Annotated in this window: 20 protein-coding genes and 1 pseudogene; 11 read left to right on the plus strand and 10 right to left on the minus strand. The window is 49.6% G+C overall.

Features of this window, described 5'->3' with window-relative positions:
- Window positions 1-9 precede the first annotated feature (9 nt).
- Window positions 10-591: pseudogene (locus tag M5E81_RS01110) on the minus strand (IS30 family transposase); the annotation flags it as partial.
- A gap of 202 nt (window positions 592-793) precedes the next feature.
- On the opposite strand from M5E81_RS01110, the gene M5E81_RS01115 reads away from it, so the two are divergent.
- From M5E81_RS01115 to M5E81_RS01150, 8 genes are all read left to right on the plus strand, one after another.
- Window positions 794-1,981 carry an MFS transporter gene (locus tag M5E81_RS01115; protein WP_040564858.1) on the plus strand — a complete coding sequence of 396 codons (1,188 nt, stop codon included), beginning with the start codon at window positions 794-796 and terminating at the stop codon, window positions 1,979-1,981.
- Window positions 1,982-2,137: 156 nt separating this feature from the next.
- Window positions 2,138-3,178 carry an IS30 family transposase gene (locus tag M5E81_RS01120; RefSeq protein ID WP_249746999.1) on the plus strand — a complete coding sequence of 347 codons (1,041 nt, stop codon included), beginning with the start codon at window positions 2,138-2,140 and terminating at the stop codon, window positions 3,176-3,178.
- A gap of 215 nt (window positions 3,179-3,393) precedes the next feature.
- Window positions 3,394-4,434, plus strand: coding sequence for a type II secretion system F family protein (locus M5E81_RS01125; RefSeq protein ID WP_249747666.1), 1,041 nt, complete (start codon window positions 3,394-3,396; stop codon window positions 4,432-4,434).
- A 17-nt stretch (window positions 4,435-4,451) separates the two neighbouring features.
- Window positions 4,452-4,835, plus strand: a complete 384-nt coding sequence (locus tag M5E81_RS01130; RefSeq protein ID WP_009144929.1) for a type II secretion system protein — start codon at window positions 4,452-4,454, stop codon at window positions 4,833-4,835.
- Window positions 4,828-5,289, plus strand: a complete 462-nt coding sequence (locus M5E81_RS01135; RefSeq protein WP_009144930.1) for a hypothetical protein — start codon at window positions 4,828-4,830, stop codon at window positions 5,287-5,289. The genes M5E81_RS01130 and M5E81_RS01135 overlap by 8 nt, the downstream gene beginning before the upstream one ends.
- A complete protein-coding gene (locus tag M5E81_RS01140; RefSeq protein WP_009144931.1) occupies window positions 5,279-5,650 on the plus strand; it encodes a hypothetical protein in 372 nt (123 codons plus the stop codon). Before M5E81_RS01135 ends, M5E81_RS01140 begins: the two co-directional genes overlap by 11 nt.
- Window positions 5,535-6,053 carry a hypothetical protein gene (locus M5E81_RS01145; protein ID WP_249747667.1) on the plus strand — a complete coding sequence of 173 codons (519 nt, stop codon included), beginning with the start codon at window positions 5,535-5,537 and terminating at the stop codon, window positions 6,051-6,053. The genes M5E81_RS01140 and M5E81_RS01145 overlap by 116 nt, the downstream gene beginning before the upstream one ends.
- Window positions 6,043-6,942, plus strand: coding sequence for a hypothetical protein (locus M5E81_RS01150; RefSeq protein ID WP_249747668.1), 900 nt, complete (start codon window positions 6,043-6,045; stop codon window positions 6,940-6,942). Before M5E81_RS01145 ends, M5E81_RS01150 begins: the two co-directional genes overlap by 11 nt.
- 77 nt (window positions 6,943-7,019) lie before the next feature.
- On the opposite strand, the gene pth is transcribed toward M5E81_RS01150, so the two are convergent.
- The 8 genes from pth to ispE all read right to left on the minus strand — a co-directional run bounded on the left by pth (window position 7,020) and on the right by ispE (window position 14,327).
- Window positions 7,020-7,616, minus strand: a complete 597-nt coding sequence (gene pth / locus M5E81_RS01155; RefSeq protein ID WP_009144934.1) for an aminoacyl-tRNA hydrolase — start codon at window positions 7,614-7,616, stop codon at window positions 7,020-7,022.
- 14 nt (window positions 7,617-7,630) lie between these two features.
- A complete protein-coding gene (locus M5E81_RS01160) occupies window positions 7,631-8,422 on the minus strand; it encodes a polysaccharide deacetylase family protein (protein ID WP_249747669.1) in 792 nt (263 codons plus the stop codon).
- An 87-nt stretch (window positions 8,423-8,509) separates the two neighbouring features.
- Entirely contained in the window at window positions 8,510-9,469 is a 960-nt protein-coding gene (locus M5E81_RS01165) for a ribose-phosphate diphosphokinase (RefSeq protein ID WP_021719247.1), read from the minus strand.
- A gap of 138 nt (window positions 9,470-9,607) precedes the next feature.
- Entirely contained in the window at window positions 9,608-10,984 is a 1,377-nt protein-coding gene (glmU, locus tag M5E81_RS01170; RefSeq protein ID WP_249747670.1) for a bifunctional UDP-N-acetylglucosamine diphosphorylase/glucosamine-1-phosphate N-acetyltransferase GlmU, read from the minus strand.
- Window positions 10,985-11,188: 204 nt separating this feature from the next.
- Window positions 11,189-11,998, minus strand: a complete 810-nt coding sequence (purR, locus tag M5E81_RS01175) for a pur operon repressor (RefSeq protein ID WP_009144939.1) — start codon at window positions 11,996-11,998, stop codon at window positions 11,189-11,191.
- Window positions 11,976-12,770: an NTP transferase domain-containing protein gene (locus M5E81_RS01180; protein ID WP_009144940.1), complete on the minus strand. Its 795-nt coding sequence runs from the start codon at window positions 12,768-12,770 to the stop codon at window positions 11,976-11,978. Before M5E81_RS01180 ends, purR begins: the two co-directional genes overlap by 23 nt.
- A gap of 2 nt (window positions 12,771-12,772) precedes the next feature.
- Entirely contained in the window at window positions 12,773-13,465 is a 693-nt protein-coding gene (locus M5E81_RS01185) for a GntR family transcriptional regulator (RefSeq protein ID WP_009144941.1), read from the minus strand.
- 1 nt (window position 13,466) lies between these two features.
- A complete protein-coding gene (ispE, locus tag M5E81_RS01190; RefSeq protein WP_249747671.1) occupies window positions 13,467-14,327 on the minus strand; it encodes a 4-(cytidine 5'-diphospho)-2-C-methyl-D-erythritol kinase in 861 nt (286 codons plus the stop codon).
- 190 nt (window positions 14,328-14,517) lie between these two features.
- Here ispE and M5E81_RS01195 point away from each other — a divergent pair, with 190 nt between their 5' ends.
- From M5E81_RS01195 to M5E81_RS01205, 3 genes are all read left to right on the plus strand, one after another.
- Complete coding sequence (locus tag M5E81_RS01195) at window positions 14,518-15,414, plus strand: YitT family protein (protein WP_249747672.1); 897 nt, start codon at window positions 14,518-14,520, stop codon at window positions 15,412-15,414.
- Window positions 15,415-15,557: 143 nt separating this feature from the next.
- Window positions 15,558-17,033 carry a Y-family DNA polymerase gene (locus M5E81_RS01200; protein WP_249747673.1) on the plus strand — a complete coding sequence of 492 codons (1,476 nt, stop codon included), beginning with the start codon at window positions 15,558-15,560 and terminating at the stop codon, window positions 17,031-17,033.
- On the plus strand, window positions 17,030-17,233 hold the full coding sequence (locus tag M5E81_RS01205) for a hypothetical protein (protein ID WP_009144945.1): 204 nt from the start codon (window positions 17,030-17,032) through the stop codon (window positions 17,231-17,233). The genes M5E81_RS01200 and M5E81_RS01205 overlap by 4 nt, the downstream gene beginning before the upstream one ends.
- Window positions 17,234-17,310: 77 nt before the next feature.
- Here M5E81_RS01205 and M5E81_RS01210 read toward each other — a convergent pair whose 3' ends face one another.
- Window positions 17,311-18,393, minus strand: coding sequence for a carcinine hydrolase/isopenicillin-N N-acyltransferase family protein (locus tag M5E81_RS01210; protein WP_249747674.1), 1,083 nt, complete (start codon window positions 18,391-18,393; stop codon window positions 17,311-17,313).
- Between the last annotated feature and the right edge of the window lie 23 nt (window positions 18,394-18,416).

The raw sequence follows: 18,416 nt of genomic DNA on the forward strand, positions 1-18,416 counted from the left end.
AGTTTGAGTAACAGTATCTATTTCCCAATGACCGAATTCATTGCGTTCATCCACATTAGAATCCCTCTCGTCTATGCTGCGACCCATATGCTTCAGATTTTTCTTTATGCTGCGGGTTGTTCTACGTCTTCTTACCTTTAATGGAAGGTCAATGTTGCGCAATCTAAGCAGCATGGAATCTACATAGTTATAGAGAGTCTTTACGCACACAATTTCTTTGAGAGGAAATAGATGATTGTCTAGGGCATAGCCATGGCAGGCATCCAAAGACCAGTGTTCTTGCAATACTTTTCGAACAGTCCAAGTAACAAAATTACTTGTAAGAAATCTTTTAGACTTGCAAATACTGTTGCTATGGCTAGCAATATAGGCACGTTGAGCACGAGCAGCTCCATATCTACCGGTATGAGGATGAGCACCACGCTTGAGTTCATTCCTGATAGTATTTGGAGCACAGTTAAAATACTTTGCCAGCTGACGAAGAGAATACTGTTTAGAGCTGTCAGACAGAATTCCTTGTAATTCCCTGCGGTCTCCTAAAGAAAAGTGTTTACCTTTTTGATGATTTGTGATATCTTTGGTGTAGTCCATTGTGATTACTCCTTAGTTAGTTTTTGTGTAGCAACTTAATCTTAACACAAAGGTATCACAATGGACTATTTTTTATTCAATTTTTCAGGTGTGCAATTTCATTATACAATGAGCCCAGATTTTTTATTTGCACAAAAACGGCCTTAGCGTTATAATAATCTATTACTGTTGTATGATTTTGTTTTATTTTGAGGTGGATTTTATGAAAAACTGGAAGATTGTTTTAGCCATTCTTACGGTTAATGTTGTGCTGATGGCTGCAGGCTATACTATGCTTATTCCCTTTTTGCCGATGTATCTGATGAACGAACTGGGAGTAAGTGCCGATGATGTAAAAATGTGGAACGGCGCGATTTTTTCCATAACCTTTCTGATTGGCGGTATCATGGCGCCTATCTGGGGTAAAATGGCTGATACGCACGGCAAAAAGATGATGGCGGTGCGTGCGGGTGCAGGCCTGGCTCTGTCGTACTTTTTGGGCGGCATAGTAACTACGCCGGAGCAGATGTTCGGTGTGCGTGTGCTGCAGGGCTTTGCTGCCGGCTTGTGGAGTGCGTGCCTGGCTATTGCTACCAGCCTGGTGCCGATGGAAAAGCTGGGCGTGAGCTTGGGCATTATGCAGGCAGGACTGACCTGCGGCAACGTCATTGGTCCGCTTGTAGGCGGTTCATTGGCAACGCTGTTTGGCATGCGTGCCTCATTCTTTGTTGCAGGTGGGTTACTGACAATTATTACGCTGGTATTTATGTTCTACATTCCCGAGCCGCCGAAGGCGGAGCCGAAAAAGCTTGCGTCCAAGCCGCAGGTACAGCTTTTACAGCAACCTGTAATTCGTGAAACGCTGATTTACATTGCTGTAGCTCAGATGGTTATCCTGCTGATTCAGCCGATTTTGAGCCTTTATATCGCAGAGCTGAACCATGGTGAGGGCAACATTATGTTTCTTTCCGGCGTGGCCTTCTCGCTCGTAGGCATTGCCAGTGCTATTACTGCGCCGAGCTGGGGACGCTTCGGACAGGAGCACGGCTTTTATAAAGCGTTGTGCGCTGCTACGCTGCTTTCCGGCTTGATGAGTGCGGTGACGGCAATGCCGCAGACACTGCTTTTGTTCTGTGTCTGTAATTTTTGCTATGGCTTGTGCTGTGCCGGTATTCAGCCTTCGCTGAGTGCGGTGTTGGCCAGCAATACAACTACCGACCAGCGCGGACGCGTTTTTGGCTTTATGTTCAGTGCGCAGCAGTTCGGTTCCATGGTAGGTCCTGTACTTGGCGGAGCTATTGCTACATTTGCGCCGTTGCAAAGTCTTTTTGTAGTAGCCGGCGTGATTCTTTTCGGCATTAGTGCTTGCGTTTGGCTTCGTCATGGTCATGAGCAAAATATTGTTGCTTAGACTGCTTAGAACGTTATAATTACAGATAATTTTCAGAAAATGGCTCATTGTATAATGAAATTGCACACCTGAAAAATTGAATAAAAAGTAGTCCATTGTGATACCTTTGTGTTAAGATTAAGTTGCTACACAAAAACTAACTAAGGAGTAATCACAATGGACTACACCAAAGATATCACAAATCATCAAAAAGGTAAACATTTTTCTTTAGGAGACCGCAGGGAATTACAAGGAATTCTGTCTGACAGCTCTAAACAGTATTCTCTTCGTCAGCTGGCAAAGTATTTTAACTGTGCTCCAAATACTATCAGGAATGAACTCAAGCGTGGTGCTCATCCTCATACCGGTAGATATGGAGCTGCTCGTGCTCAACGTGCCTATATTGCTAGCCATAGCAACAGTATTTGCAAGTCTAAAAGATTTCTTACAAGTAATTTTGTTACTTGGACTGTTCGAAAAGTATTGCAAGAACACTGGTCTTTGGATGCCTGCCATGGCTATGCCCTAGACAATCATCTATTTCCTCTCAAAGAAATTGTGTGCGTAAAGACTCTCTATAACTATGTAGATTCCATGCTGCTTAGATTGCGCAACATTGACCTTCCATTAAAGGTAAGAAGACGTAGAACAACCCGCAGCATAAAGAAAAATCTGAAGCATATGGGTCGCAGCATAGACGAGAGGGATTCTAATGTGGATGAACGCAATGAATTCGGTCATTGGGAAATAGATACTGTTATAGGAAGTAAAAGCAAGAGTGACAACGTGGTGTTGACTCTTGTGGAACGTATAACACGCAAGTATATCGCACTGAAAATAACTAGTAAAACATCCTTTGCTGTTAACGAAGGCATTGCTTACCTAAAGGAATACTATGGTACTAAATTCAGTCAGGTGTTTAAGACAATTACTAGCGATAATGGAAGCGAGTTTGCAGAACTCTCGCAAATAGAGAATGACACTTCTATAAAAATATACTTCGCACATCCTTACAGTTCTTGGGAAAGAGGCAGTAATGAGCGCCATAATGGTTTGCTCAGAAGATTCATCCGAAAAGGAAAGAGGATGGACAATTATAGCTACGAAGATATTATGTTTATCGCTGATTGGTGTAATTCACTTCCAAGGAAGATTCTGGGATATAAAACTCCAGATGAACTGTTTGACTTTGAGTTGGATAAGATCTATGCATCTTAATTTTCAAAAAGTGTGCAACTTCTTATTGCAATTTAGAATTTTCAGAAAATTAATCAGTTAAGAAAAACTCTGTAAGTCTTGTAATATGAGGCTTTCAGAGTTTTTTCTTTTGCTTGCGGTAAAAAAGATTTTCATGTCACACAGATTTCACATATGTGACAAATAAAATTAGACAGAAAATTCACAAATAGTCTATAATCGGCCATGTGGAGGTGATGAAAATTAAGCTTAGAGGAGGCGTGAGCCTGGCGGAGCAGATCAGCTTCTACAGGCAGCTGGCGGTAATCCTGCGCAGCGGCCTGCCGTTACTGAATGCGCTGCAGCTATTGCAAAAGCATGGCAGCGCTAAGCAGATGCTGCTCTGCTATCGTCTGCAGCAAAGGCTGCGCCGTGGCAGCAGCCTGGCACAGGCCTTGGCAGCGGAAGCGGATTGCTGTACTCAGCTGGCAGTTACTTTGGTGGCTGTGGGGGAAGAAAGCGGTGAGCTGGCCACGTTGCTGGAGCAGCTGGCAGATTATTACAGCCGCCAGCTTAAGCTGCGGCGTTTTGTGCAGAGGGCTGTAACTTATCCGGCATTTTTGCTGCTGGCATCGTTTTGCGTGCTGCTGCTGTTTTTACTGTACATCCTGCCGGTACTGGCGGATACCTACAGCGCTATGGGCGTGCTGCCGATGGGTACATTGGCTTTGCTGCTGACGCTGAAGGATGCTTTGCTGCAGCAGCCGTTGGCAGCGCTGGCGTTGACGGCAGGCGTAGCAGCTGCACTTTTTTTGCTGGGACGCAGGCTGCTGCGCTGTTTTTTACGCAGCCGGTTAAGCGGAAATTTTCATGGCCTTTTATTAGAAGTACGCTTTTGCAGATTGCTGGCCTTGCTTTTGGAAAGCGGTGTAGGCATAACAAGAGCGGTGGCGATTGTGACGGATACCATGGATGATGAGCAGTATGCCGGGCAGCTGCGCCTGCTGAATAGCAGGCTAAAGCGAGGCATTGCGATTGAACAGGCTGCAGGCGGCGCAAAAGAGCTTTTTTCGCCGCTGATGCTGGAGCTTGTATGCGTGGGCGCATCTACAGGCTATCTGCCGCAAATGCTGCAGGAAGCAGTAACGGCCGGTGAGCAGCGTCTGCAGCAGCAGCTTGGCAGGCTGCAGGAGCTGATGGTGCCCTTGCTGCTTTTAGTGGCAGCGATTATCATAGCGGGAATCGTCTGCATAGTTATCGGTCCGCTATTTGAGATGCTTTCGGCAATGCCGGAGTAAATTCAGGAGGTACGATTATGTTAAAAACAATGCGTAAACAGGGAGGCTTTACTTTAATCGAGGTAGTAGCAGCGGCGGCGCTGATTGGCATTATGGCTACCATGCTGCTGCCTTCGCTTTCGGGTGCTAACGACAGAGTGAAGAATGCCCGTCTGCAAAACGATCTGGTGACTATCGACCAGGCAATTCAGCTGTATAAGATGGATGCAGGCACTGTGCCGGCAGAGCTTACTACACTGGACAGCGAATATCTGGGCGGTAAGCTGGAATTCAAGGATGCCAAGGGCGAGGCACTTACCTATACACCAAATACAACCGACGGCACCTATACCCTCAGCGGCAAAAACAGCAAGGGTGCGGCAGTAACCTCACCGGGCAGTAAAGCTAACGCCGGTGAATAATAAGACAGCAGGCTATCTGCTGTTGGAGCTGCTGCTGGCACTTGGGTGCCTGGGACTTGCGGCAGTAATGCTGTATCCCGGAAGCAAGACGCTGCAGCGGCAGTATTACAGGCAGCAGCTGCGCTATACAGCATATCTTTTGGCGGCGGATATCAGACAGATGCAGCAGCAGACGCTGTTTCAGCCGGAAAATTATATGTACACGCTTAAAGTCAGCGATAAGGATAAGCATAGCTACAGAATTGAGCGCGCGCATAAAATCTGGAAGCGTGTAAGGCTCGATGCTGACATCAGCCTGACGTGCGAAAAAGCGATTAAGAATCTCAGCTATAATGAAAACGGCAATCCGACAGCCATTGGCGGTTACAGGCTGGAGCATAGACAGCTGCCTGATATGTACTGCCGGCTGACGGTGCAGCCGGTTACAGGCAGGGTGACTGTTTATGAAAAATAGCAGAGGCTTTTGCCTGGTACAGGAGCTGGTGTGCTTCTGCCTTACGGCAGTGCTGCTGGCGACAGCGATACAGGGCTTTTACCGCAGCAATTATCTGCTGAATGAAAGCCTTGAACTGCAGCAGGCGGTGCAGGCCGCACAGCAGGTGCTGGCGGGCGAAGAATATAGCGGCCGCTTTGACGTGACGCAAAGAATTAGCTCAGGCAGCACAGAATGTTTGGCGGTACAGGAGGTGCAGGCTGCTTATGGCAAGGTCAGGGTTACGCTTATCCGTGCGCTGCCGACGGCAGAGGGGCTATCTGCTTCTGGAGCTGCTGCTGGGACTTTTGCTGGCAGTAGTGCTGGTGACGTTGGTCTTTAAAGCAACAGGCACTGCCGGTCGCAGCTTTGGCCGCCTGCAGGATGAGCTGCAGCTGCAGGAAGCCAGACGGCATATTTTGACGCAGTTAGAAAAGATAGTCTGCTATGATGCACAGAGCGTGCGTCTGCAGACTGACGGCAAAATAAGTTGCAGGATGCTTGAGGGGTGTAAACAGGTGACTGTTTACAGCGATAAGCAGAGCATATACCAGAGGACGCGTACCAATAAAGGCACTGGTGTGAATCCGGTGTCGCTGGAGGAGGTAGGCGTTTTCGGATGGCAGGTGCGACGCTGCTCGCCGCAAATGCTGTGCGTAAGCTTCGATCTTTACCGTAACGGCAGAAGCATGCGGGTGACGCAGTATTTTATTTGTTATAGTGCGAGGATAACAGATGATGCATAGCGCAAAGGGCAGTATATCGCTTCCGTGCCTGCTGGCAGCGCTCTTGCTGGCACTCAGCGCCCAGCTTTGCCTGCTTTATGCAGTAAAGGGCTATGAGGCGGAAAAGGATTTTTTACGGGGGCAGCAGCTGCGGCTGTTGTGCGGCTCCGTATTGCAGGCTATAGGTCAAAAACCGCAGCCTGCGGGTACGCAGCTTTGCTATGAGGGCGAGCTGCAGCCGGGCAACGAACCGGTAAAAGTGACAAGCGAAAGCAGTTACAGCTCGGATGGGCAGATAGATTACCTGAAGGTGTCTGCCGTAGCCGCTAATCATGTTGGCGCAGTACAGCGGCTGCACAGGCTTAGGGTGAGCTTCAGTCCGGAGATGCGGAAGCTGGCATCTAAGAGCGTTCTTGCGGGACGTTCGCTGACAGGAGGAGAATATCTGCAGCAGGCAGCGTTATATACAAGCACAGAAGAAGTAAGGCTGCCGCAGATTAGCTTTCTGCAGAATAAATGCGCTGCTTCGCTGAACAAAAGGACTACGGAGGAAAACGGCCTCAGCGCCCGCTTTTATTATCTGAGGAGTAATACTTCGCTGATTCTTGGCAGCAAAGGCCTGCAGGGTGCAACATTGATAGCCAATAAGCTGTCGATAAATACCGCACCGGGTTCATATTACACGGACCGCATAGTGCTTATTAGTGAAGAGGGCGATATTACGCTGGGTGACGGTACCAAAATGGCACAGGCGCTGCTGCTGGCGAAGGGAACGGTGACGATAGGTGCAGGCTGTCAGCTGAACGGCTTTGTTCTGGCAGACAAAATCGTGCTCAGGGGAACAGCAGACCTTACTCCTGATACAGGTGCTGTTGAACCGATGCTGACACCGGCCTTCAATAAGCCGTAATTTTGTTGAATATATTGCATAACCAAAAAAAGAACTAGCCGGAGCTATGACTGCTCTTGCTAGTTCTTTTATATTGTTTATTCGGCTGCAGGTTTTTCAGCCTTAGCCTTTTTCTTGTTGTGCGCCTGCATAACCTCTTCGATATCGCCGGATTTAATCCATTCCTCCAGCGCTGTGGCCATTTCTGCTACTGCTGCTTCGATAGCGGTTTTGTCCTCGCCCTGGAAGGCATGCAGTACATGGTTGACAACTGCCTTATTATTGCGTGCCGGATGGCCGATGCCGATTTTAAAGCGCGGGTAAGCATCGGTGCCCAAATGCTCGGTAATGGATTTGATGCCGTTGTGGCCGCCGGCGCTGCCCTTGCGACGGATGCGCAGCTGACCTACGGGCATATCCATATCATCCTGGATAACAGCGATATCATCCGGATCGATGTGATAGAAGTTGGCGTAGGCACCAACAGCAACACCGCTGAGATTCATGTAGGTGGTTGGCTTGATGATGATGATTTTTTCGGGAGCGCGGTATTCTGCCATATAGGCACTGCGGTCCTCCTTACCGAAGCTTACACCAAGACGGCGTGCCAGCTCGTCAACTACCATAAAGCCGATGTTGTGACGGGTATTTTCGTATTCGCGGCCGATATTGCCAAGGCCGACAATTAGTTTCATATTGTTGCTCCTTTTTATTTATTAAGTTCTTCGATGGTGACAAATTCATATCCCTCTGCACGCAGACGGTCGATGATGAGGCCGACTGCCTCAATCGTCTGGTCACGCGGTGCCAGATTTTTGGGACTGTCGCCGTCATGCAGCAGGACAATAGCACCGGGGGATGCGTTCTCGCAGACTCTGTCGGCGATTACCTGCACGCCTGGGTTTGTCCAGTCGCGGGGAATGATGCTCCAGTTTACTATCTGCATACCTGCATCATTGATAGCCTTGACAGTGCTCCAGTCCTTGAAGCCGTGCGGCGGACGCATATACTGCGGTGCAGTACCGGTGATGCTTTGCAGCGTTTGCTTGCCATAGGCGATGTTGGCGGCAGCTTCGCTGCTGCTGAGCTTAAGCAAATCTTTGTGATAGCCTGCATGCAGAGCAATCAGGTGTCCTTGTGCCTGGACGAGCTTTACTGTTTCCGGATGCTTGGCAGCGTTTTCGCCCACCATAAAGAAGGTGGCATGCACGTTTTTGGCAGCCAAAAGCTTGAGCAGCTTCTGGGTATAGGGCGGATAAGGGCCGTCATCAAAGGTGAGGGCAATGAGCTTGCGCCCGTGGGTATTTTCCGCATGTGTTATAACCTTGCCATAAAAGCTGTTGCCGGGAAGTACGGCGAGCAAGAGCAGCGCGCCTGCAAGCGTAAGACTGAGAGCAGCGCTTATAGCGGCAGTCTTTCTGCTGATTTTTTTGTATATCCCCAGCCACAGCAGCAGTACGCCGGCAAGGGAACAGATAATAAGAAGATAAATGATACGCATAGTTACTCCAAATATTAAAGCCGGTAGTTTTGCCGGCTTTAATCATAACAAAAAGGCTTGCCAGAGGCAAGCCTTTTTATATTACGCTTAGTGTTTGGTATCGAATAATTGGCTTACAGACCAGTCATTGTAAATGCGCAGAATGGTTTCTGCCAGAATCGGCGCAATGGAGAGCACCTTAATTTTCGGGTGCTTTTTGGAAGGAGCCAGAGGAATGGTGTTGGTAACAACCAGCTCGGTGATATCGGATTGAGCAATGCGGGACAGTGCCGGATCGGTCAGGATCGGGTGAGTGCAGCATGCATATACTTCTTTAGCACCAAATTTCTTCAGGGCACGTGCGCCTTCGGTCAGGGAGCCTGCGGTATCAACCATGTCGTCTACCATGATGCAGGTTTTGCCTTTAACATCGCCAATCAGGTTCATAACCTCAGCAACGCCGGGTTCCGGACGACGTTTGTCGATGATAGCCAGCGGTGCATTCAGCATTTCAGCGAAATTGCGGGCACGGCTTACGCCACCAAGGTCCGGAGAGATAACAACCATGTCTTCCAGATTCTTGGATTTAATGTATTCTGCCATCAGCGGGCCGCCGGGCATATGGTCAAAGGGGATGTTGAAGAAGCCTTGAATTTGTGCAGCGTGCAGGTCGATGGTTACTACACGGGTAATGCCTGCAGTTTCCAGCAGGTCTGCCATCAGCTTAGCAGTGATAGGCTCACGGCCGCGTGCTTTGCGGTCCTGGCGTGCATAGCCATAGTAGGGGATAACAGCAGTGATGTGGTTAGCGCTGGCGCGTTTGAAGGCATCAGCCATAATCAAAAGCTCCATTACGTTATCGTTAACGATAGGGCCGCAGGTCGGTTGTACAATGAAGATATCCTTGCCACGTACACTTTCGTTAATCATTACCTGAACTTCGCCGTTGTTGAAACGGTTAACTACAGAATCACCAACGGTGGTTCCGAGGTAAGCAGCGATTTCGCGTGCCAGATCAGGGTTTGCATTACCGGTAAATATTCTTAACTTATTCTCGTCAGACAACATGTCCAATCCCTCCAAAATTACCTTGTTGTAGTTTGCTGGTGCGATGAGCAAAACTTTACTTAAATTTAATTATACACAAAAAACACGTAAATCACAAGTTTTTTGTAAACTTTTTGACACATATGTGACTATAAAAGCTTATTTACCCTCGTTACGGTATTTTTCGGCCCAGCCTTCGATATTTTTCTGACGGGCACGTGCAATGCCCAGAGCATTTTCGGGTACTTCCTTGGTGATAGTGCTGCCTGCACCGATGTAGGTGTTGGCCTGTACGGTTACAGGTGCAACAAGGTTGGTGTTGCAGCCGACGAAGGCGTTGTCACCGATAACGGTGCGGTGCTTCTTCTTGCCGTCGTAGTTGACTGTGATGCAGCCGCAGCCCATGTTAACGCCGCTGCCGATATCGCTGTCGCCGATGTAGGTGAGGTGAGGCAGCTTGGTGCCTTCGCCTACGTTAGAGTTTTTAACCTCTACATAGTTGCCGATTTTAACGTGGTCGCTGATAACGGTGTCGGGACGCAGATGAACGTACGGACCGGCGGTAACGTGGTTTTTAACCTCGCAGTCATGGCCGTAGATGAATTGCAGATGGTTGTCGTCACCGATTTTTACATTAGTGAAGCGGGCGTTAGGACCGATTTCGCAGTCCTCGCCGATTTCAGTTGTACCTTCCAGCCAGGTGTAGGGATAAATAACGGTATCGCGGCCGATTTTTACGCTTGCTTCGATGAAGGTGCTGGCAGGATCCATAATGGTTACGCCTGCATCCATCAGCTTATCCAAAATGCGTTGGCGCATAACGCCTTCAGCAACGGAAAGCTGCTTGCGGGAGTTGATACCCATAACCATATCGCTGTCGGCAGTGGAAATACCGCCAACCTTAGCACCTGCTTCGTTGAGCTTTTGCAGTACGTCAGTCAGGTAATATTCGCCCTGCGCGTTGTCGTTAGTCAGGGTAGCCAGCACGTCAAACATTTGCGGGCATTCCATGCAGTAAATACCGGTGTTGATTTCCTTGATAGCTTTCTGTTCTTCGGTAGCATCCTTCTGCTCTACGATGCCATGTACATTGCCGTCAGCATCGCGTACAATGCGGCCGTAGCCGAACGGATCGTCCATAATTGCCGTAAGTACGGTAGCAGCAGCGCCGCTTTCCTGATGTGCTTCGCAGAATTTTTTCAGCTCTTCGCCGTCCAGCAGCGGGGTGTCGCCGCACAGGATGAGCGCAGTGCCGTGGAAGTCCTTCAGGGTATCGGCAGTCTGCATTACAGCGTGGCCGGTGCCAAGCTGCTGGGCCTGCAGGGCGATGGTTCCCTGATTGCCTACCATTGCTTCTACCAGTTCTGCCTCATGGCCGACGATAACAACCTTTTTGTCTGCGCCGGCAGCGCTTGCAGCGTTAATTACGTGCTGCAACATGGGCTTGCCGCCTACCTTGTGCAGTACTTTGGGGTATTTGCTGCGCATTCTTGTGCCTTTGCCTGCGGCGAGGATTATTGCTACTAATTCTGACATGTGAGTTCTTCCTTTCCTGACTGCCTATAAGGCATCATCTGCGTCACAACGTTTCCTAGACGTACAAGTAGTACGCCGTCGTCACCGTCGTTTAGCATCTGATACCTTCCAAACAGCCTGACGTAGTTTATAGTTGATAAAAATTCGGTCTGCCCATAAGGCATCATCTAAAAATACCTTCTAGCCAGCCTTATGTATTCTATATTATTTATTTACTTCCAATGTTACTTTCTGCTGTTCTTCGTCTACGTTATGCAGGGTGAAGAAGGCAGTGTAATCTTCTACCAGCTTGCGGTCCGGTGCAGCGGTGGCGATTAAAAAGGCTTTGCCTACAACCTGAGCGCCGACTTCGTGAGCCAAAGCAATCATGCCTTTGGCGGTGCCACCGCCCTTCATAACATCATCCACAATCAGCACACGGCTGCCGGGCTGCAATGCGCGCTTGGGCATGGCCATGTTTTGGATAACCTTGGTGGAGCCGCTGACGTAATTGATGTTGACGGTGCTGCCTTCGGTAATATCACTGGTGTGACGGGCGATGACAAGAGGCACGTTAAATGCACGCGCAGTTTGCATAGCCAGCGGAATACCGCTTGTTTCAACCGTCATGATGCAGTCCGGTGCCAGCTCCTGCAGACGGAGCATGAAGATTTCACCCAGACGCACTACGGTTTCCGGATGGCAAAGAATATCGGTAGTATAAAGCATACCGCCGGGCAGGATGCGGTCCGGGGAGGTGAGGCGGGCAGCAAGCTCTTCCAAGAAGGCTGCGTCGTCCTCCGGCAGATGGCCGGGGATAAAGCGTACACCGCCGGCAGCGCCGGAAACGGTTTCTACCTTGCCGAGGCCGTAAAGCTCCAGTCCGGATTTTACGGCTAAAACATCCTCGCTGAGGGTGGATTTGGCGATAGCAAATTTTTTGCAGAAATATGAAAATGAAAACAGCCGATATGGATGATCGGCTAAAAGTTTACTTAACGCTGCTACGCGTTCAATTCTTTTGGCTTTTACCATATGTAAGCGTCCTCCTTGCAAGTTCTAAATCACTTGGTTTATCTATATCCATGCCGATACAGGCATGACGGGTGATGATGGCTTTGCAGCGCATTTCCAGAAGTGCGGAGGTGCGTGTTTCCGCATCGGCCACTGTCAGACGATGGCACAGGAGCTTTATCAAGAAGCCCCATCCGAGCCAGTTGCACAGCTTAAGCGGTGATTTGCGGCGGGCAAAGATTTCGCGTGCTTTTTGCTGGCCGCCGGGAATAATCTCTTTGGCCATCAGCATCATATTGCCGCCGGTAAAGATGCCGTCGCGCAACTTGCCGTAGGTACGCTTTGCATCGGGATAAGCACTCAGGCAGGCATCCTTGGGGATGATGGGATAATAAAGCTGGCTTTCGGGGAAGGCATTGCAGGCTGCAAGAAAGTCGCGTACTGCAAGGGAGGTCAGCAGCGGAATGTCGTCGCATACTCCTAGCAGCTTTTCGCTGGCATCAGGACCTAAGGCTTCGGAGGCAGCGACGGCTGTAGCCGGCAGGTCGCCTGCGGCTTCACACAGCAGAACGTCGGCCGGTAACGTACCCTCTAAAAGCGCCAAGGCTTCGGGGCGGGCAGCTACGACAATACGGCGGATGCGTCCGCTTCCCTGCAGGGCTGCAATGATATAGTCTATGAGGCGCTTATCGCCAAGCGGTGCCAGGCAGCGGTGTTCGGTGCCGGCATAGGACTTCAGCCAGGGACTGAGGCCGCCTGCTACAATAAAAGCATCTATATTAGCAGTTGTCATGCTTACGCCTTCTTCTGCGGCAGATGCTCGCTGAGGGAACGCATAAGGGTGTGCTCGGCGTTTTCCAAGTGGATACGGGCTGCGTATTGCGCACGTTCTACATCATGTGCGGCAATTGCTTCTACCAGATTGCGATGTTCGTCCATGGTTTCCACTAAACGTCCCGGGTAGCTCATAGAACGGCCGCGGATAGTAGTCATCTGCTCGCGCAGGTTATTGATGATGCTGCGCAGACGCTCGTTGCGGCTGGCAGTGTATAACATATCATGGAAGGCAGTATCTACTTCGACGATTTTATCCATATCATTGTTGGCGATATGCTGGCCAATTTCGATAAGATAACCGTTAAGCTGTTCAAGCTCCTCATCCGTAATACGCTCGGCAGCCAGACCGGCAGCCAGAATATCAAGGCTGATACGGATTTCGTAAATTTCGGTGATATCTTTAATGGAAATATCGGCAACATAGGTACCGCGACGGGGAATCATAACTACAAAGCCTTCCAGCTCCAGCTTACGGATTGCTTCGCGCACGGGCGTACGGCTTACGCCCATTTCGTCAGCCAGCTGGATTTCCATGAGGCGTTCGCCGGGGCTGAAGGTGCCGTCAATAATAGCTTGACGGATATTTTCACAGACAAGCTCACGCAGAGGCTTGTAGCTGTCTAGTTTTATAGGCTGCAAATGTCCGGACATATTAGTTTCTCCTTCCGATAGTTGTCGTAATTGCTGTTTCTACATCAAAATCTGTCAGTGCCTGCTGTACGCGCTTGGCAGTTTCTTTGTCAGCAGTAAGGCCGAAGACGGTCGGGCCGCTGCCGCTCATAAGAGAATAGTAGGCGCCTGCTCCCAGCATAGCAGCCTTAATAGAGGCTATAACGGGGTGTGCCGGGATTGTAACTGTTTCTAAAACATTGCCCATATAGGGAACGATGGCTTTGCCGCCTTCGCGCAGATATGCTTCCAGCTGCCAGATGCAGGGTGCATGTACTACACGGCCGTGGTTAAAGTTCTTGTAAACCCAGGCGGTGGAAACCTCCAGTCCGCGGGGCTTGGCCAGTACCAGCCAGGTTTCGGGCATGTCCTCCAGCTTGATGAGGACTTCGCCGCGACCTGTTGCCAGCATGGTGCCGCCTTCGATGCAGAATGGGATATCGCTGCCCAACTGCGCAGCGAGCTGTTCCAACTCATAATTTTCCAGGTTAAGCTCCCAGTAACGGTTCAGACCGCGCAAAACTGCTGCCGCATCACTGCTGCCACCTGCCAGTCCTGCCGCTAGAAAAATTTTTTTGTTCAAGGCGATGTGAACGTTCGGAATAATATCGCAGTGACCTGCGAGCAATGCGGCTGCTCTGTAGGCCAGGTTGTCAGGACCGCAACTGAGGTTGTGCAGATTGCAGCTGATCTGAATGCCGTTACCCTTGCTGATAACAACCTCGTCGCTCAGGCCGACGCTTTGCATAATCATACTTACCTCGTGGTAGCCGTCATCACGCTTGCCGAGAATATCAAGTCCCAGATTTATTTTGGCATATGCCGTTTCTTTTATTTGCTTCATTATAAGTTCACCTGCCTAATGTTGTATACAGTATTATTTTATACTGCTTATGCCTGCATAGCAAGAATTTTTTTCGAACGTTCGGGATTTTGGCGAGAAAAATATTTAGTAGTTGCCTTTCTGCGTTAAAGTGTTACAATATATACATAAAAAACATATTCAGAATATTTTGCTTGCAAAGGAGAATTTTATGAATCCCGCTTTGAAGAAAAAAATTTACCATTATGCTATGGTGACCTTGGCCTGTGCGATTATGGGTATTGCCATGAATACCTTTTATATGCCTAATAAGATGCTCAGCGGCGGCATCGGCGGCGTTGCCGTACTTGCCTATTATGTTGCCGGCCTGCCGATGGGCGCTACCAGCTTAATCTGCAATGTGCCACTGTTCTTTTTAGCCTATAAGTATATGGACCGTGAATATACTATCAGCGCGCTGTATGGTATTATTGCTTTTTCTGTATCTTTGGATTTCTTTCATTTTCTGTCAAACTATACTGTAGTGCATGAGAAGCTGCTGGCCTGCATTGCCGGCGGTGTGCTTTACGGCATCGGTGCCGCGTGCATGTACCGCGTGGGCGGCTCCAGCGGCGGTACGGATATTATCGGCGCTATTATCCAGAAAAATTATTCTATCTCTATCAGTACAACTGGTTTTGCCTTCAACATCTGCCTGCTGCTGGCCAGTGTTTCCTTATTCGGTATTGAGCCGGTGTTGTACACATTGCTTACCTTTTTTGTGATGACCAAAACCTGTAATGCGTTTACGACAGGCTTTGATTATAAAAAGAAGGTTATTATCATCAGCGAGCATCACGAGGAAATTGCGGAAGCGATTATTAAAATCGTCGGCCGCGGTGTTACCTATATCAGCGGCGAGGGCTGCTTTACGCATCGTCACCGCGAGCTGGTTTTTGTAGTCATCAAGCTGACACAGCTGGCGAAGGTACGCTCCATTGTGCGCGAGATTGACCCCAGTGCTTTTATGATTATCAGTGATGTTAACGATGTCTTCGGCCGTGGCTTTACGCTTAAGCCGTCCGGTCCTAACTTCCCCAGACCTAAATTTCCGGAGAAGCATGAATAAGATTATACTTTCTTCCCCTGCCTGTTCGCCGGCAGGGGATTTTCTTTTACTATAAATACGAAAATATTTTTATAATATTACAGACATGTACGTTTGAAAGTGCTATAATAGAAACAAAACAGATAGTAAAGGAGAAGAAAAAGTTGCAGCGTACATATATTTCTATAGATTTAAAATCGTTTTATGCGTCGGTAGAATGTCGCGAGCGAGGATTTGATCCTCTGGATACTAATCTGGTAGTGGCAGATGAACGGCGGACGGATAAAACTATTTGTCTGGCGGTGACGCCTTCGCTGAAAAGCTATGGTATTCCGGGGCGCGGGCGCTTGTTTGAGGTGAAGCAGCGTGTGCAGCAGATAAATGCCGCACGGCGTTTTGCTGCTCCCGGCAGGCAGCTTTGCGGTTCGTCGTGCTCTTATGCGCAGCTGCAGAGCGAGCCGCAGCTGGCACTGGATTTTATTATTGCGCCGCCGCGTATGGCCTATTATATGGAATACAGCACGCGAATTTACGAAATTTATCTGCGTTATGTGGCGCCGGAGGATATCATCGTCTATTCTGTGGACGAGGTGTTTATGGATGTAACGCAATATTTTGAGCTTTACGGATTGTCGGCGCGGGAGCTGGCGATGCGGATTATTTTGGATGTTTTGCGCGAAACAGGTATTACCGCTACTGCAGGCATCGGCACTAATTTGTTTTTGGCGAAGGTGGCGATGGATGTGCGGGCGAAGCATATTGCGGCGGATGCCAACGGCGTGCGGATTGCGGAGCTGGACGAGCAGAGCTACCGGCGTGAGCTGTGGCAGCATCGGCCGCTGACGGATTTCTGGCGCGTCGGCCGTGGCTACGCGAGCAAGCTGGAGGCGCGGGGCATATATACTATGGGAGATATAGCGCGCTGCTCGGTATATAATGAAGAGCTGCTGTACCGTCTTTTCGGAAAAAATGCGGAGCTTTTGATTGACCACGCCTGGGGCTGGGAGCCTTGTACGATTGCCGATGTGAAGGGATACCGGCCGCAGGTCTGCAGCCTGAGCTCGGGGCAGGTGCTGCATCGTGCGTATGAATCGGCGGAGGCACTTTTGGTGCTGCGTGAGATGGCAGATGCGTTGGCGCTGGAGCTGGTGAGCAAGGCGCTGGTGACCGACCAGATAGTGCTTACGGTGGGCTATGATATCGACAATCTGAAGCAGGGCAGCAGCTACCAGGGTGTGGTGAAGATTGACTGTTACGGGCGCAGGGTGCCGCAGCATGCGCATGGCAGCTTTAATCTTGGGTGTTTTTCTTCATCATCTAAATTGCTGGTGCAGGCGGCAGCGGATTTGTACGAGCGCATTACGGACAGCAATCTTTTGGTGCGGAGGCTGACCTTGGCGGCGAATCATGTGCTTCCGGCGCAGGCTGCTGCCAAGAAGCAGGAACAGGAGCTGAGCTTGTTTAACTTTGGGAATGAGGCAGTGCAGCAGGCTGCATGGCAGCGCGAAAACAGATTGCAGCAGGCACAGCTGGAGATTAAGCGGCGCTTTGGCAAGAATTCCGTTTTGAAGGGCATGAGCCTGCTTGACGGGGCAACAGCAAAGGAGCGCAACGAACAGATAGGAGGTCACAAGGCATGAACGATAGTTATGAGGATATTATCAATTTGCCGCATCATGTATCAAAGCGGCACCGGCAGATGCCGCTGGCAGAGCGGGCAGCGCAGTTTGCACCCTTCGCAGCTTTGGAGGGACACGCTGTCGCTGTGCGCAGTACGGCGCAGCGGGTGCGCCTGCAGATGGATGAGCAGGAGAAGCAGCAGGCTGGCTGGGACTGCTGAAAGAGGTCATACAAAAAAGAAGCTGCGGCACATCGGTGCCTGTCAGCTTCTTTTTGCGTAAGGTATATGGTTATAATTTAGATTTTAGCCTTGCCGCTTAAATCTGCCAGCGTAAAGTTGAACAGCTTATCATAATTTCTGCGGATGGCAACCTGCGCTGTCAGGTCATGCAGATTATATACTACGGACCATTGCGTCATGCTGGTTGCTTCTTCGGTTTCCGGCTGGCTGACAAGGGAAAGCAGGGACATAGCTTCAAAGGGCGTAAAGATGCTCTTTTTAAACTTTACAGCAGAATCCAGTACAGCAAAGCGGTCATAGGCGTGTCCCAATCCATGCATTTTGGGTGCCAGATAATGGTTGGCAACATAATTGGTATCGATAACAGTCATATCACCAATAGTATATTCCAAAACAACGTTTTTTCCGTCTGCATCGCTGAGCAGAAAATGGAAGTTGGCAGTTTCCATAGATGAATTCATATCATATTTTTCCAATAATGCTAAAGCTTCGTCTACATTGGCTGCCTTATCAAGCATCAGGCGCAGAGCAGCTGTTGTTGTAATCTGAGGCTTGCCGGTGCGTTGGTGCGTAGGCTTGCCGTCCAGCTTCAGCACGCTGACAGCAAGGCCCTTTTCGTTCATACCGTCCATAATCAGGTATGGCATTGCTACTGCTGCCGATAAATCACTCTTGCCGTCGCTGAGGCTGCCGATATCGTAGCCTACCCAGCCTGCATCCGCCATACCGATAGAGCGATATCCGTCCTTAGGAGCAGTACGTACCATTACGGCAGTCATTTTCATTTTATAGTCAAAATTGCGTCCGTAGATAGGCTTGCCTTCTTCCGTGCGTCCGGCGAAGGCACTGCAGCCGGCGTCAATGGCGCCCGGAGCCGGTTTGGCTGCGCCGAGAAGCTCCCTGCCGACGAAGGCCAGCATGGTGTCAACGCTGTTGATATTCTGCTGCAGCATTTTGTCCAGCTTATAGTCTGCCGTATAATCCATTACGTACAAACGCCCGTTATCCAAATCTTTAATGGTAGAAATTGATGCCTTTTGCGCTTTGTCGGTTACAGAGGCAGCAGGATTTTTAGCCATGATGCTGCTGCAGGGACACATAATAAGTGTTGCCATAAGTAAAGCGGTGATTGTTTTCATGCCGGAACCTCCTCTTTGGTTTT

Origin of the sequence: Phascolarctobacterium succinatutens, assembly GCF_023497905.1 — a bacterium.
GTDB classification, from domain to species: Bacteria; Bacillota; Negativicutes; order Acidaminococcales; family Acidaminococcaceae; genus Phascolarctobacterium_A; species Phascolarctobacterium_A succinatutens.

What these genes read in the sequence shown, in the direction of transcription:
- M5E81_RS01115 (WP_040564858.1), top strand. Translation starts at nt 794, where the DNA reads ATGAAAAACTGGAAGATTGTTTTAGCCATTCTTACGGTTAATGTTGTG.
- M5E81_RS01120 (WP_249746999.1), top strand. Translation starts at nt 2,138, where the DNA reads ATGGACTACACCAAAGATATCACAAATCATCAAAAAGGTAAACATTTT.
- M5E81_RS01125 (WP_249747666.1), top strand. Translation starts at nt 3,394, where the DNA reads ATGAAAATTAAGCTTAGAGGAGGCGTGAGCCTGGCGGAGCAGATCAGC.
- M5E81_RS01130 (WP_009144929.1), top strand. Translation starts at nt 4,452, where the DNA reads ATGTTAAAAACAATGCGTAAACAGGGAGGCTTTACTTTAATCGAGGTA.
- M5E81_RS01140 (WP_009144931.1), top strand. Translation starts at nt 5,279, where the DNA reads ATGAAAAATAGCAGAGGCTTTTGCCTGGTACAGGAGCTGGTGTGCTTC.
- M5E81_RS01145 (WP_249747667.1), top strand. Translation starts at nt 5,535, where the DNA reads ATGGCAAGGTCAGGGTTACGCTTATCCGTGCGCTGCCGACGGCAGAGG.
- M5E81_RS01150 (WP_249747668.1), top strand. Translation starts at nt 6,043, where the DNA reads ATGATGCATAGCGCAAAGGGCAGTATATCGCTTCCGTGCCTGCTGGCA.
- pth (WP_009144934.1), bottom strand. Translation starts at nt 7,616, where the DNA reads ATGAAACTAATTGTCGGCCTTGGCAATATCGGCCGCGAATACGAAAAT.
- M5E81_RS01160 (WP_249747669.1), bottom strand. Translation starts at nt 8,422, where the DNA reads ATGCGTATCATTTATCTTCTTATTATCTGTTCCCTTGCCGGCGTACTG.
- M5E81_RS01165 (WP_021719247.1), bottom strand. Translation starts at nt 9,469, where the DNA reads ATGTTGTCTGACGAGAATAAGTTAAGAATATTTACCGGTAATGCAAAC.
- glmU (WP_249747670.1), bottom strand. Translation starts at nt 10,984, where the DNA reads ATGTCAGAATTAGTAGCAATAATCCTCGCCGCAGGCAAAGGCACAAGA.
- purR (WP_009144939.1), bottom strand. Translation starts at nt 11,998, where the DNA reads ATGGTAAAAGCCAAAAGAATTGAACGCGTAGCAGCGTTAAGTAAACTT.
- M5E81_RS01180 (WP_009144940.1), bottom strand. Translation starts at nt 12,770, where the DNA reads ATGACAACTGCTAATATAGATGCTTTTATTGTAGCAGGCGGCCTCAGT.
- M5E81_RS01185 (WP_009144941.1), bottom strand. Translation starts at nt 13,465, where the DNA reads ATGTCCGGACATTTGCAGCCTATAAAACTAGACAGCTACAAGCCTCTG.
- ispE (WP_249747671.1), bottom strand. Translation starts at nt 14,327, where the DNA reads ATGAAGCAAATAAAAGAAACGGCATATGCCAAAATAAATCTGGGACTT.
- M5E81_RS01195 (WP_249747672.1), top strand. Translation starts at nt 14,518, where the DNA reads ATGAATCCCGCTTTGAAGAAAAAAATTTACCATTATGCTATGGTGACC.
- M5E81_RS01205 (WP_009144945.1), top strand. Translation starts at nt 17,030, where the DNA reads ATGAACGATAGTTATGAGGATATTATCAATTTGCCGCATCATGTATCA.
- M5E81_RS01210 (WP_249747674.1), bottom strand. Translation starts at nt 18,393, where the DNA reads ATGAAAACAATCACCGCTTTACTTATGGCAACACTTATTATGTGTCCC.